The sequence below is a fragment of the Paenibacillus sp. 22594 genome, assembly GCF_052044425.1.
Lineage (GTDB): Bacteria > Bacillota > Bacilli > Paenibacillales > Paenibacillaceae > Paenibacillus_AQ.
Window position 1 is genome coordinate 113113 of the sequence record NZ_JBQENA010000005.1, and the last position, 15000, is coordinate 128112.

The window sequence follows — 15000 nt, forward strand, 5'->3', positions numbered from 1 at the left end:
CATGAACGATATTTTAGCAAATTTGATGACAGAGCAGCCCAACGATAATACCACGGACATCGACAGCCTCAGCTCTGCTGAAATTATGCAGTTGATTAACAATGAAGACCGCCTCGTCGCCGAATGCATCCAGGGCCTGATCCCGCAGATCGCCAGGGCGGCAGATTATATTGTATACGCCTTTCAAAACGGCGGCAGACTGTTCTATGTCGGAGCCGGAACCAGCGGGAGAATCGGTATTCTGGATGCTTCGGAGTGCCCGCCCACCTACGGCACCCCTCCCTCCATGGTGCAGGGACTCATTGCCGGAGGTTTCCGGGCGGTTAAAGATCCGGTGGAAGGTGCGGAAGACAGTGTAGAATTGGGGGCACAGGACATCGACGATTGTGCCGTCAACGATAAGGATGTAGTGATTGGGATCGCTGCTAGTGGACGCACCCCCTATGTGCTAGGAGCAATGAAACGGGCCGGGGAGCTGGGGGCCGTCGTCATTGGGCTATGCAATAACGCGGGCACACCGATGGCCGGGGTTGGCAAGTTGACGATTGAAGCCGTAGTAGGACCGGAAGTTGTTATGGGCTCCACGCGGATGAAATCAGGCACAGCACAAAAAATGATCCTAAACATGCTGACGACAACCGCCATGATTAGAATCGGAAAAGTCTACCGGAATCTGATGGTCGACCTCAACCCCTCCAATGAGAAGCTGGTCTACAGAGCCAAGCGTATTATTGAGCTGGCGACCCATGCTTCCGAGGAGCAGATTGAGGCCGCTTTTACGCTTGCTGAAGGTCATGTGAAAACAGCCATTATTATGATTCTAAGTGATGTTGATGCTGGCGAGGCACGGCGGCGGCTTGCAAAAGCGGATGGATTCGTGCGTGGAGCTTTACGGTAGAAGCGCGGACGCGGGAATAACAGCAGATTGTATTGAACTTCCGGCGCAACAAGAAACAGCCTTCCAACCGGAGGGCTGTTTCTGTGTCGGAGAATGAAACTGGCAGAGCGAGGCGGGATGCGTTGCTCCCCTCTGCCAGCATTCACTTGGATTCCATCTGTAGTCTCAGCATACGCACCTTTTCGGCGTCAAAATTCATATTCTCTACAGGCTCGGTGATTTCGGTAGTATACCGGTCTACGGTAATTTTACCATGGTACATTTTGCGTACAGTAATGCTGTGCTTGGCCTTAAGCAGGGATTGCGCGCCGCTCTCACCTCCGACGTAATAAGCAGAAATAGTCCCTCCCGACTCCAGCTTGGAGCCGCGGCAGACGGAAAATGTCTTCAGAAACGTAATATTTCCTGAGGAAAACAACTCGCTCTGCACAATTCCATCTCTATGAATCAGAATATCTCCATTCGATTTCAATGTGCTGTTCTGGCATTTGCCGATATTGACCTCTACTTTGGACTCCTGCATCCGGGCCACACCGGAATGCAGTTCTTCCAGCATCCCGATCACTCCGCTCAGCGAAGCTTCTGTCAGGAAATCCACAAGCTGCACCGGCTTCAGGAACAGATTCAGGAAATGCAGTGTCTGGCCCAAATCCTGATGATAATTGGCTTGAACGGTTGTCAGTACCGAGAGCAGTTCCTTAATAATCTGTGGAATCTTTTGAAACTTGCTCTCTAGCAACAGCAGAACCGCTTGTCCGTAATTTACGCTTTGATTGCGGCTCTGCACTGCCTGGTTCAGCATCCAGACCGCCTTTTGCAAATTTCTGCCCTCATCAATCAGCTGTTTGGAACAGTTATAGATCCGGTTGTACATTACGCCAAAGTATCCCGAATACAGGTTACTGTTGACCACATTCCCTTTAACCAGAATACTGCCGGTAGCCGTAATTGTAGAATTATATATACTTCCGGCCACATACACATTACCCAGGGACTCAATAATCATATTGTCTTCAACATCTCCGCGAATCACAACATCTCCTGAGAATACGATATTGCCTGATTTGATATTCACATTGCCGGGAACGAGGTAGGTGGTGCAGATATCGAAACTTTTGATTTTGTCACCCGTGACTCTTGGCCTTCCTTCATACAACGCCCGCACCTCGTTATTAATCAGCAGAACGGTGTTATTCCTTGCCAGTACAGTAATGTCATTCGGGGGAGGCGGGTAGAGAATTTCTCCATAAACATCATAGCCGGGAATCCCTTCAGCAATCGGAGTCTTGCGGGCGATAACCTGCCCTCTGATCGCTGACGGAATACGAAGGTGGCTGCGGTAGTCTACCTGCCCTTCGATTTCATTAAATTCATTCTCAATGGTTTCGGAAAAAAACAAGTCCAAACGTGCATTCTCCCCGGGTACGGCCGCTCTTCCTTTGGATGCGGGAATGGGCTGATAGGTGGGATTCTGCAGTTCTCCATGTATGCCGGAAATGTTCAGATTCTGAATGATTCCCCGCTGCTCAAAGTCTACAATAATCTGATTCAGCCCCAGTTGGCCGGTTACCGTCTCCAGATCAATGGAAGCATCAACTTTAAGCACACTCGAAGAATATTGATTGTTTAGTCGCCAGCGAAATTTCTTCGGGGAATATAGAGTAAAAAAGGCCATCAACCGGTCTTCTGAAATGGTAATTGCATATAAGGGAGGCTCAGACAGCTCCCAATCGATAATATCCTGTGACGTAACAGGGGTTGGCTCTTCAATGGCTTGTCCATTGACATGGATCACTACGGGAAGAACGGCCGAGATCACGGCTGGCGCTCCGCCGGGAAGCGGGTCCTGTACGAGTATTTTGTCTGCCCTTACTAACAGACGCCCCGATAGTTCATCGTCAGGAGACCCATCGCTAATGAACGATTCTTTAACAAGAAACTCATGTTCACCATCATTAGGTGTAAGCTCCAGCATATTGATCAGCTTGTTCAGATCCTGCTCGGACATACGTTTGGGCATCTTACGCACCTCCTTATAAGGTACAATTGATGAAAGGGGTATTTGTATGGAATTGGGATTGCTTTCATTTTAGTATTGTTTACAATTTTAAGCAATTAACATTTGAGCATAAGCAGAAACGGATGCCCCCTTTACCAAGGTCGGCATCCGTTTCTGTATTCATTAGAACGCATAAATGAAAGATCTGCTGCCACTTAGCGTCCCCGGCGGCGTCCAAGCCACAACGGGAACCGGAAGATGAAATTAATCAGCAGTACCACGAACACAAGCACGGCTGCGGACTTGTCGGCAATCTGCCGTGCATCCTCAACAATAGCCTCCGACTGTACATACCACAGATGAACAGCCAGTGTCTCACCTGGAGAGAACAGATTGAAATCCCACATCTCGCCGGAAGTGCTGAGCCCCGCAGTCAGAATGATTACAGCCGACTCCCCAAAGGCGCGTCCTGCCACCAGACAGACACCGGTCACGATGGCAGGCATGGCTACCGGCAGCACCACCTTACGGATGACATGGAACTTGGTCATTCCCAGGGCATAACCGGCTTCACGGATCTCTCCGGGAACGGCGCGAACCGCTTCTTCCGTAACGCGGGCCAGCATCGGCAGATTGAGCAGTGCCAGGCTGACACCGCCGCCGAGAATGGTCAGTCCGACATTGAAGTATTCGGCAAAGATTGCAAGACCCAGCAGCCCGAATACAATGGAAGGAACCGAGGATAGCGACTCCACGCAGATGCGCAGCGCTCCGGTAAATCGATTATCCGGTGCATATTCCGCCATATAAATCCCGGCCCCGACACCAATCGGAATCGAAATCAGGAGCGAAATGAACAAAATATAGAAGGAGTTGAACAGCACCGGGCCAATACCGCCCCCTGCGTCCATTTCCTCCGGCTGCTTGATCAGGAAGTCTGGTCTGAGCGAAGGCAAGCCTTTGCTTAGAATAGTGAAGAGAAGCCAGAAAATCAGCAGCATAACCAGAGCGCCCAGTGTGTAAAAGGCAATGGTAGCGAGTTTATTGTTACGTTGTGAACGGGCAGAATGTCTTGTTCGGGTGAAATTCATGCCGCATCCCTCCTTTTCCGGCCTAATACGCGGATGATAAGGATCAGCACAAACGAAATCAATAGCAGCAGAAAGGCCATCATGTGCAGCGCATAGTTCCAGGTGGAGTCAAATTCCACATTAGAGATCTGCATCACAATGTTGCTGGTCAGCACGGAAGAAGGGGTGAACAGGGTTTTGGCCAGCTGCGGCGTGTTGCCGATGACCATCACAACTGCCATTGTCTCTCCGACCGCACGGGTCATGCCCAGAATAATTGCCGAGATAATACCTCTGCTGGCTGCAGGCAGAACTACACGCATAATCACCTGCAGACGGGTGGAGCCAAGGGCATAAGCTGCATCCCGGTATTTGCCTGGAACGGCAATGATGGCATCATCACTGATCCGGCAAATGGTCGGCAGCACCATCAAAGCCAGGACAAGCGCGGCCGCAAGCAGACCGTCTCCCAGCCCTTCCCCGCTGACTCTGCGCAGAAAAGGCAATAGTACAGTCAACCCCAGATAGCCATAGACTATAGAAGGAATCCCCACAAGCAAATCCAGCACCGGCCGGATAAAGCTCTTAAGCCATTTCGGAGCAATTTCCGCACACAGCACAGCCATTCCTACTGAAACAGGAACCGCAATGAGCAGTGTCAGGGCCGTTAGTGATAATGTATTTACAATAAAGGCAGCGGCGCCAAAGGCTTCTTCTTCCGGGCTCCAGTTAAATGAGAAGAAGAAATCAAGCGGCGAGATGTTAGCGAACAGAAGCAGCGCCGTTTTACCGATGAATACAATGACAAGTCCAAGCACCAGACAAAGTGCAAGGATACTGAACAGAAAATAATAACGGAACATGGTGTTGCCGAATAAATGCCTGTTGTGGCGTTTCGTGCTTATACTACTTTCTGCAAGACTGCTCTTCTGTGCCCGCGATGCCAGGTCCTGGACCGGTGCCCCCATACTTTCCCTCCTGTAAGCGGCCACCCCCGCATGAACTCCGGAGCTGGCCGCTGTTACCGTTCAATATATGTTCATGATTCTAAAAGACTTACCATTAACCCTTCATTGCGGAAATCGGAATGAATTTAAGCTTCTTCAGGGAACCCTGCTGGAACTTCTTGCTTTGTACATAATCGATGAATTCTTTAGTTGCGCCGGTAGGCTGGCCTTTGGTCATGTAGTATCCGTAAGCCCAAATCTTGTACGAGCCATTGATGACATTATCTGAAGTTGCTTCTACACCGTTGAATTTCACAGCCTTAATGTCGCCGCCACTTACATAGACAAGGTCGATGTAGCCGATGGAGTTAGGAGTTGTGGCAATAGCTGTTTTCATGTCGCCGCTTGATCCGGTTTCCTTATAGTTCTTCTCTTTCTTCGTGATATCTCCGCCAGCCAGTGCCTTTGCCTGATAGTTAACACGTGTACCGGAACCGAAGGCGCGGGTAACAACTACAATGTTGGCATCCGATCCGCCGACATCTTTCCAGTTCGTGATTTTTCCGGAGAAAATGCCTTGCAGCTGCTCGGTGGTGAGGTTGTCTACACCTACATTTTTGTTAACAATGGTGGCAAAAGGAATAACTGCTACTTTGTTAGCTACTTGTCCTTCAAAAGCTTTGAAGCCGGGAACGTCCATGCTTGCATCCCAGTCGCATGCGCCGATATCGGCAATCCCCTTCTTCACGGCTTGCGGTCCAGTGACGGAACCTTTACCGGAAGCGGCGATTTTGACTTTCGGATGAAGTTTCTGGAATTCTTTGGCTGCCTGCAGTGTTAGCGGAAGCAATGCGGTTGATCCGTTGACTGTAATTTTCCCCTTAAGTGAATCTGCAGCAGCCGCGATTCCGGCAAAAGATGCTGTTACCGCGATAACCGCGGTCAATGCTGTAACTGTGAATTTTTTGAAAATCTTCATGAATAATTTCTCCTCTCGGCGGTTCCGCCGTTATATGATGTGGATGTTGCCTCGGTCGTTTATTTGGAGAGCTGAAGTGCTTTGCCGCCCTGGATTACAAGCACTTTGCCGTCGCTGACAACAGCAAGCTTGCTGCCGTCTTTGGATACAGCTACTTCGGATACATCTTCGGCCGTATGGAACAGCACCGTTTTGCTGCCGCTGGCATCAATGGAATAGATAGACGTGCTTCCATCCGCTGCTGTACCTGAGACGATCAGACCTGTGGATACTCCAGTAGACCATGAAGGTTCAACGTCAAGAGCGATGTTCGTAATGGTACCGTCCACTGCGATGGATTTCAGGGTGTTGGCTGCATTGCCATCCGGATCTGCACTCAGGTACACAACTCCGCCATTAGCCAGAATTTCCGGATACAGCTTATTGTCCAGCGCTGTAGTGAGAGCTACAGGCTTCGCATCTTTAGTAGCGAGGTCCAGCTTATACAGCTGCTCTCCGGCTTTGCTGAAATCTACAGTAAGCGAATCTTCCGTACTGTCAGCATCATTTTTGGCAACCCCGGTTACGTTAACAATGTAGACAACACTCTTGGCATCAGCAGACAGACGCAGCTCCGATTTATTCTCCACTTTATCTTCAAGCAGTGCTTTGACGGCACCGGTCTCTACGGAGATTTGAGCGATCTTCTCTTGCTTGTCGCCCTGGATGAAGTAGATGGTCTTGCCGTCTTGCGACCAGACCAGATCCGTCTTCACGCTGGTATCCGTCCCCAGTGCTGAGATGGCTCCGCTGGCGAGGTTGATCAGCTTCAGCTGGCCTGTCTCATCGGTGAACGCGCCCCAGTTCTGATCTGCGGAAACTGCGAAATCCAGTGCGCTTTCATTGGAAGAGAAAACCTCGTAGTCGCCAGGGTATGTGCGGAATTTGAACAGCTGAGCTGTTTCGGAATCGCTTTTGTTCGCAATAATGCTTCCATTGGCACTCCAGTGCAGCGTATCAAACTGGCCTTCTGGACGGGCAAAGCTCAGAATCGTCTGACCTTCAGCCTGCAGCTCTCCGCCTAGTGAAGTAACCAGCTTAGTCAGCTCTACATACGTTTTACCGTTATAATGGACAGGTGCAACGGTGAATTGCTGTGCCGCACCATCTACTTGATAGCTTTTTGCACCTGCTTTAATGATTACATTATGTAATCCCTTGCTGTCGTTCAGTTCAAAACCGCTGCTGCCTAAGATCAGCTTGGCGCCAAGCTCTCCTGCCACTTGACTTAGCGAGTACAGCTTGTAGCCATTGCTGTCAATAGTGCTAAGGGTCACTGGCGTTCCGTTCACAGTCCAGGTGGTGCTGCCTTCCTTGACTGCTGTGGTCTTAACGGCGGCAGCATTAGCACTGCTGCTTGTTGCCAAAATACTTCCCGCTCCTCCAGTTACGAGAAGTGCTGAAGCCAAAGCCGCGCTGAACCATTTACTATTTCTCAATTAGACTCACCCTTTTCCTATAGGTAACTGCTAATGTTATTTTCATCCACGAGTGTCAATTCTGTTCGAGAGGAATGTTATGGAAATATTAACTGCACAAATAAGACCGCACCTGAGTAATCAAGGTCGGCCTTAAGGTAAATTTTAGGTTAAATTCGTTAATTCTCAATCCAAGTTACGATAATTTCGGTACTGCCGGGATTCGAAGCCGAGCTGGTGCCAATAATAGAATAGGAATAAGCATCAGGAACCTTGCCACTAATAATCATGTTATTCCTGTCCACAATCTGTGTCCCGCGCTTCAGCGCTTTGTCATTTACATACTTTTGATAGGTGCTGCCTAGTTCATCCATACTTTCCCGGGTTTCATAGATCAGCATGGAGGATTTTTTTCCGTGGGCCGCCTCACCCTCAGTAAAAGTAATACCCGCACCGGCTGGAATCGGCAAATCCCTGGGAAGATACTGCGGCTTGTCCACTCCTTCTTGCTCCAAAGTGCGAAAATGCCCTCCGCCCGCCTCACTTCCGGGATTGCTGCATGCACCAAGTCCTGCCGCGGCCACCAATATCAGCAAGCCCAGCATAACCTTTCCGTAGGTCATCTCCCAACCCCTCCAATATGGAATGTATATCATTAGAATATTCACTGATACCCATAATTACCCTGAACTTCCACAGATTAAAACCCTTTTTGGTTAAAATTTAAAAAAATCTTTCCGTTAGAGATTCACTGCCGAAAAAGAAATTTACATCTGAAACGGATTGTTATAGAATAATGAGTGAGTACTCACTCATAAATTTGGAATCGAGGAGATTGACATGAACCAAGTAAATCCTGTGATTACTGTAACCCATGTCCGCCGCGCATTTGGCAGCAGAGAGGTGCTGAAGGATATTTCACTCCAGGTGGAGCAGGCCGAAACCTTTGGTATTCTTGGCCCTTCCGGCTCAGGAAAAACCACTCTCGTGAAGCTGCTGACCGGCATCGATGAAGTTACCTCAGGAGAGGTGAAGGTGCTGGGTACCCATGTGCCCAAGCTCTCGCTGCTGCAGCAAATCGGCTATATGGCACAGTCGGACGCACTCTACACAGAGCTTAGCGCCAAAGAAAATCTGGAATTCTTTGCCTCCCTTTATGGACTTAAAGGCGGAAACCGTACCCGGCGGATCGCCGATGTGATGGAAATTGTAAACCTGCAGGAGCATTTGCGAAAACGCGTGGATCAATATTCCGGCGGAATGAAACGGCGCCTGTCGCTGGCTATCGCCCTGTTGCATGAACCGCCGCTGCTCATTCTTGACGAGCCTACCGTGGGCATTGATCCGGTACTGCGAAAGTCCATATGGAAAGAGCTGCGGGCGCTGAACGGAAAAGGCACCACCATTGTGCTGACTACCCACGTGATGGACGAGGCGGAAAAATGTGACCGGCTCGCGATGATCCGGGACGGACAGCTGCTGGCTGTGGATTCTCCGGAAGGTCTGCTGCAATCTGCAGGCGCAGCTTCAATGGAAGACGCTTTTCTATATTATGGAGGTGCCCGGCGATGAGAGTACGCGCAATTACCCTGCGAATCCTGCAGCAATTCATTCATGATAAAAGAACAATGGCGCTCATGTTCATTGCCCCGCTTCTCGTGCTCAGCCTGATGAGTCTGGTGTTCAATGGAAATGCCTATGAGCCGAAAATCGGCGTCTCCGGCGAAGCGATCCCTTTCACCAGCGCGCTCGAAGCGCAGAACGCCACGGTTGTTGCATACAAATCAGCAGACCTCGGCAAAGCCGACCTTCAGAAAAGTGAGCTGGATGCCCTGATTACGCTAAGCGGAACGACACCCGAGGTTATTCTTGAGGGCAGCAATCCGACTGCAAACCGAGCGGTGCTTATGGCTTTGACTGCAGCAATGCAGAATCTTCACCCGGCAGATGCCGGACAAGGCCGGCTGCAGCCGCAGATCAGCTATCTGTACGGCGCTGAGGATATGAAGACCATTGACCGCTTTGGTCCGATTATGATCGGTGTATTTATCTTTTTCTTCGTCTTCCTGATTGCCGGTGTATCCTTCCTGCGGGAGCGGACTACCGGAACCCTGGAGCGTCTGCTCTCCACCCCGCTGAAGCGCTGGGAGATCGTGCTTGGCTATGTCTGCGGATTCGGTATCTTCACCGTGTTCCAGGCGCTGCTGATCTCCTGGTTCTCTATCCAGGTGCTCGGTATTATGATGGCGGGAAGCTTCGGTTATGTGCTGTTGCTGACCCTCCTGCTCTCCATGTCGGCGCTGACCCTGGGCACGCTGCTCTCGGCATATGCCGCCAATGAGCTGCAGATGATCCAGTTCATTCCGCTGATTATTGTTCCGCAGATTTTTCTGAGTGGTCTGTTCCCGCTGGATACCCTTCCCCTATGGCTGCAGCGCGTCGGACTGGCAACACCGATCTATTATGGCTCGGAAGCGCTGACGAATATCATGATCCGCGGCAAAGGCTGGAACGCCATCGACCTTGATGTCTATGCGCTGATTGGCTTCTCCCTACTGTTCATGCTCCTTAATGTGCTGGCTCTGCGTAAACACCGTAAAATGTAAACTTCAAATTTCCTGTGGTAGACTATATTGAAGGAAAAGTTTTGGGAGGACAACCGCATGGAAAAGAAAAAAGCGGCAGAGCAGCAAGATCAGGAAGAATGGATCGAGGAGCTGCTGGCCATCAGTGAAGAACAAAAGATGACACCCAAGCAGCTAGCCATTCTGCAGGCGGGAATTGAGATTTTTTCCGAAAAGGGCTACGCTGCTGCCGCCACCAGTGAAATTGCCCAAAGAGCGGGAGTGGCAGAAGGTACCATATTCCGCTACTACAAAACCAAAAAAGAGCTGCTGCTGTCTATTGTAAGCCCGGCGATGGCCAAGATGATCGCGCCTTTCGTATTGCGCAATTTCGGCGGAGTGCTGGATGTCCCTTTTGAGAGCTATGAAGCGTTCCTGCGGGCCTTTATGGTGAACCGCCTGGAGTTCGCCCGCAAAAACTTTAAGATCCTGAGAATATTCGTACAGGAAATCCCCTTCCAGCCGGCTCTTCGGGAACAGTTCATTGAAAATGTTATGAACAATATAATGGAGCGGGTAACGAATATCACCGATCATTTCAAAGAAAAGGGCGAGGTGGCAGATGTCCCCACCCCTTCAATTATACGTTTCACCATCTCCTCCATAATCGGGTATCTGCTGGCACGCCTGCTGCTGATGCCGGACAAAGACTGGGATGATGAAGCTGAGATCAACCTGACTATTGAGTTTATGCTGCATGGAATCGGCGGTCCGGCATTACGGCGTGAGAATCACTAATAATGAACAGAAAATTTTGTTAAAATCCCGATTTCATCAAATATCCGTATGATATAATGATAAAAATCATAGCAATTATCATTTTTATACATACGGAGGGTTATTAATGAGAATCGTAAGATATTTGGCCACCTGTCTGGCTGTGTCCATGCTGGCTATTGTTCTGCCATGGGTTGCTAAGGCAGATGTATCGAATTCCGATGCTACTCTGAGCTACTATTATCAGGGGGGAGGTGAGCTTTCGCCTGCCTTCTCCCCTGAGATCACGGAATACACAGTACATATGCGCAGTTCGGAAATAGGATATTACGCCGCAGCCATTCCGGCCCATTCAGGAGCAACTCTGGCATATTCAATGAATGGAGGCTCCTGGACACCCATTGGCTCTTACGTCTCGACAGGCTATCTGGCAACCAATCGGGGAAACAATATCTTCCAGTACAAAGTGACTTCATCCGATAGCTCAACTGCTAAAATTTATACCGTCCAGGTCTATTATCCGCAGACGGATGATGCAAATCTTCGAAGCTTAAGCGTAAGCGCAGGCCACATATCTCCTGCCTTCAACCCCTCAACTACCAGTTACACCTTAAACGTTCCCTATTCGGAGAGTAATCTCGGGGTTACTGCTGAAGCGGATGATCCGGCCGCTGCTGTAAGTATTGGCGGTGACAGTGCCCAAGGCGGTGTTTCTTCTTCTGTCCCGCTTAATGTGGGAAGCAATATGGTGTATGTCGAGGTCAACTCACAGGATAGTTCGAACACCAATACCTATGCTCTTACCGTCACCCGCGGATTGCCCTCAACCAATACCAACTTGAGTGCCTTGTCCGTCCAAGGTCTCAGCTTGACCCCTTCTTTCCAGTCCGCTGTGACAAGCTATACGTTACCGGATGTTGATTATGACACCGGCATTACTGTAATCCCCACCACTTCAGATTCCACAGCAACCGTAGGCATTCAAAACAGCCAAAGCGGCTATGACCCTATAATCAGCGGCTCCCAAAGCGCTCCTCTGGCGTTAGGCCCTGGAGATCATACGATTGTAATTAAGGTAACCGCCCAGGACGGAATCACTGAGAAGCTCTACCGCCTGAATGTTCACCGAAAAAGCAACAATGCGCTCCTGTCTCAGCTCTCAGTCTCGCCGGGGAGCCTGAGTGAGAGCTTTTCCAGCCTTGTAAATGCTTATACACTGGCTGATGTCCGCTCCGGCAGCCTGACGGTAACGCCAACCCTGTCGGACGCCGCTGGCCAGATCCAGATCAGTGTTAATGGCGGGAGTTATAGGGCAGTAACGGATGGGCAGGGTGCAGCCGTCCCTCTGACCGTCGGTACCAACACCATCCGCATCAAAGTGTCTGCTGAAGACACCAGCTATTCCAACATATACAGTCTCACAGTGAGAAGAGTACAGGACAGCACACTTACTCCTGCATCGGGAAGCTTTGATCAATATGCCTTCAATACCTCAGCAGGCCATTACCGGGATGTTCAGGCAGAGCTGACCCTGAACGGAAATCTGCTGACCGGTTTGAAGCTGGGGGGAGCTGTAGTAGATACCACCGCCTATACAGTGTCCGGGAGCACTTTGACTTTCCATAAAGAGTACCTGTCCACCCTGTCGATAGGGGAGCATGTATTTGAACTTGTCATGGATACGGGAAGCCATCCATTATTCACGTTGGCGGTGAAGGATACGACACCGCCGGTACTGGCCGCGCCGGCCGCCGGGGATGCGGCGGTCACGCTGTCTTGGATCCCGGTCAGCGGCGCGACCGGATACAAGGTCTTCGCCAGCACGGTTCCGGGAACCTACGGAACCGCACTGGCGACCCTGGGCGCGGCTGCCGACAGCTATTCGGCAGCCGGCCTCGCGAACGGGACGACGTATTATTTCGTCGTCAAGGCCGTCAACGGCGGCGGAGACAGCGCAGCCTCCGCCGAGGTCAGCGCCACGCCGCAGGTTCCTGCGCCGGGTGCGCCGGTTGTGCAAGCGGTGACCGCAGGTGACGGTCAGGTGCGGCTGGTATGGACTACGGTCAGCGGAGCTACCGGATATAAAGTCTATACCCGCGTGGCCTCCGGCGAGTACGGAGCCGCTGCCGGAACGGTGGCTAGTAGCGTCTACAGCTTCGATGCCACAGGCCTCGCCAACGGGACGACGTATTATTTCATCGTCAAGGCCGTCAACGGCGGCGGGGATAGCCCGGCTTCCGCTGAAGTCAGCGCTACGCCGCAGGTCCCTGCGCCTGGTGCACCAGTGCTGGAGACCCCCGTTCCCGGCAACGGCATGATTAACCTGCACTGGGAACCGGCAGCCGGTGCCTCGGGATATACCATCTACCAAAGTTCGGTACCTGGAAAGTACGAACAACCCTCTGGTACAGTCACCGGTTCGGTCTATAGTTATGATGCTGCGGGGCTGACCAATGGAACCCCCTATTATTTTACCGTCAAGGCTGCCAATCCTGGCGGCGACAGCGCACCATCCAATGAAGTCAGCGCCACACCGAGAACGATTCCTGCGGCACCAGTCGTACTCAACGCCACTGCGGGAGACGGCCAGGTGACTATAGCTTTTGCTCCTCCTGCGGACAACGGTGGCAGCGCCATTACCTCCTACGAGATTACAGCTTCACCAGGCGGCAGCGTTGCAACGGGCGCTGTCAGTCCGATTACCATAACCGGATTAGTGAACGGAACGGCCTATACGTTTACCGTCACAGCTATAAACGGAGCAGGGAAGAGTCCCGGGTCTGCCTCTTCTAATCCTGTAACGCCAATAGCTCCAACCAGTGGAGGCGGAGATCCTGTAGAACCCGCAACACCCGTGACGCCGAGTGTACCGTCATCAACAGCCGTGGCGGTACCGAGCGTATTAATGTTTGTGAACGGCAAACCTGTAGATCTGGGGGCTATATCCATTGTCCGGGACAATAACAGGCAGCACTCCACCCTCATTCTGGAACAAGGAAAGCTCGAAGGAATACTCGGTGCACAGCCGTCTGGCGCCGAGATCTCCATAGAATTTAGAAATCATTCGGAAGTACAGACCGTAGAGCTTAACGGACAGCTGCTTCAATATTTGCAGCAGAATCAGGCAGCTTTGTCTGTTCACAACGGCAAAGCAACCTATATTATTCCCTTACAGCATATCAGCTGGGATACGATAGCAGGTCAGCTCGGAGCGAACGTATCCGCAGCAGAAGTACGCATTCAAATTGAGATTGCGGCTCTTGACCCAAGCCTGGACAGCACAGCCCGCGCTGCCGCTGCCGAACATAGCTTCACGTTCCTAGCCGAGCCTCTCGACTTCTCGGTAAAGCTCATTCACGGCAGCCAAACCACCGGCCTGTCCGGCTTCAGCACTTATGTGAAACGGAGCTTCTCTCTTCCAGCCGGTACAATTATAAGCAACGCTACCGGCATTGTGATTGAAACAAACGGAACTGTGCGCCATGTTCCCACCCGGTTTGTGCAGCAGGAGGGGGGTTATGCTGCAGTCATCAGCAGTCTCACCAATAGCACCTATGCTGTTGTCTCCCATCCGGTGGAATTCAGGGATATGTCCAGACACTGGGCAGAAACTGCCGTCAATGACCTGGGGGCAAGAATGGTTATAGACGGCAGCGGGAACGGATACTTCCTTCCTACCCGTGAGATTACCCGCGCCGAGTTCGCCACAATTCTGGTTCGTGGACTCGGACTTAACACGGCTCACGGCTCTACTCCTTTCACGGACGTGAGCAGCTCCGACTGGTACAGCAGCGCAGTGCAAACCGCCTACCGCTACCAGTTGGTCAGCGGATTCGAAAATGGTACCTTCCGGCCCGATGATTTCATCACCCGCGAGCAGGCGATGACCATGATTGCACAGGCAATGCATCTCACAGGGCTTTCAGCGAAACTCTCAAGCAGCAGCACAGCTGAACTTCTTGGAAGTTTCACCGATACGGGTGAAGCTTCTGCGTGGGCGCTGGACAGTATTGCCGCCAGCCTGCAGGCAGGTCTGATCACAGGCCGCAGCGGAACTGAGCTTGCTCCACAATCTTATGTTACAAGAGCCGAAGTAGCCGTAATGTTGCAAAGACTCCTCCAGAAATCCGGGCTCATCCAATCGAATTAAGCACATCGCCCGTGACCCACGGCCATCCTCTACCTGCAGATCTGCAGGTAGAGGATGGCTTTTTCTAAATATAAGGATTTATATGTTTCACGCTATAAATCATCCTTATATTTCTCGCTGAAACGGATTCCGTCCCTTAAAAAGGACGGCGAAGCCGTT

Annotated in this window: 11 protein-coding genes; 5 read left to right on the top strand and 6 right to left on the bottom strand. The window is 51.2% G+C overall.

Going from position 1 to position 15000, the window contains the following annotated elements:
* Position 1 precedes the first annotated feature (1 nt).
* Positions 2–898: an N-acetylmuramic acid 6-phosphate etherase gene (gene murQ, locus ACTJKB_RS17790; protein ID WP_440835751.1), complete on the top strand. Its 897-nt coding sequence runs from the start codon at positions 2–4 to the stop codon at positions 896–898.
* Between the two features lie 142 nt (positions 899–1040).
* Here the strand turns inward: murQ and ACTJKB_RS17795 are convergent, their stop codons facing one another.
* From ACTJKB_RS17795 to ACTJKB_RS17820, 6 genes are all read right to left on the bottom strand, one after another.
* Entirely contained in the window at positions 1041–2918 is a 1878-nt protein-coding gene (locus tag ACTJKB_RS17795; RefSeq protein WP_440835752.1) for a flagellar assembly protein A, read from the bottom strand.
* 194 nt (positions 2919–3112) lie between these two features.
* Positions 3113–3988 (bottom strand): phosphate ABC transporter permease PstA, encoded by an 876-nt coding sequence (pstA, locus tag ACTJKB_RS17800; RefSeq protein ID WP_440835753.1) that lies wholly within the window; start codon positions 3986–3988, stop codon positions 3113–3115.
* Entirely contained in the window at positions 3985–4935 is a 951-nt protein-coding gene (pstC, locus tag ACTJKB_RS17805) for a phosphate ABC transporter permease subunit PstC (protein ID WP_440835754.1), read from the bottom strand. Before pstC ends, pstA begins: the two co-directional genes overlap by 4 nt.
* Positions 4936–5029: 94 nt before the next feature.
* Positions 5030–5893, bottom strand: a complete 864-nt coding sequence (locus ACTJKB_RS17810) for a phosphate ABC transporter substrate-binding protein (RefSeq protein ID WP_440835755.1) — start codon at positions 5891–5893, stop codon at positions 5030–5032.
* Between the two features lie 59 nt (positions 5894–5952).
* The gene (locus ACTJKB_RS17815) at positions 5953–7371 is read right to left on the bottom strand and encodes a TolB family protein (RefSeq protein ID WP_440835756.1); all 1419 of its coding nucleotides are present in this window, start codon (positions 7369–7371) and stop codon (positions 5953–5955) included.
* 158 nt (positions 7372–7529) lie between these two features.
* Positions 7530–7973 (bottom strand): hypothetical protein, encoded by a 444-nt coding sequence (locus ACTJKB_RS17820; RefSeq protein WP_440835757.1) that lies wholly within the window; start codon positions 7971–7973, stop codon positions 7530–7532.
* 217 nt (positions 7974–8190) lie between these two features.
* Between ACTJKB_RS17820 and ACTJKB_RS17825 the strand changes: the two genes are divergently transcribed.
* From ACTJKB_RS17825 to ACTJKB_RS17840, 4 genes are all read left to right on the top strand, one after another.
* Positions 8191–8922 carry an ABC transporter ATP-binding protein gene (locus ACTJKB_RS17825; protein WP_440835758.1) on the top strand — a complete coding sequence of 244 codons (732 nt, stop codon included), beginning with the start codon at positions 8191–8193 and terminating at the stop codon, positions 8920–8922.
* Positions 8919–9956, top strand: coding sequence for an ABC transporter permease (locus tag ACTJKB_RS17830; RefSeq protein ID WP_440835759.1), 1038 nt, complete (start codon positions 8919–8921; stop codon positions 9954–9956). The genes ACTJKB_RS17825 and ACTJKB_RS17830 overlap by 4 nt, the downstream gene beginning before the upstream one ends.
* A gap of 57 nt (positions 9957–10013) precedes the next feature.
* A complete protein-coding gene (locus ACTJKB_RS17835) occupies positions 10014–10712 on the top strand; it encodes a TetR/AcrR family transcriptional regulator (protein ID WP_440835760.1) in 699 nt (232 codons plus the stop codon).
* 106 nt (positions 10713–10818) lie between these two features.
* Complete coding sequence (locus ACTJKB_RS17840) at positions 10819–14841, top strand: cadherin-like beta sandwich domain-containing protein (RefSeq protein WP_440835761.1); 4023 nt, start codon at positions 10819–10821, stop codon at positions 14839–14841.
* Positions 14842–15000: the final 159 nt, after the last annotated feature.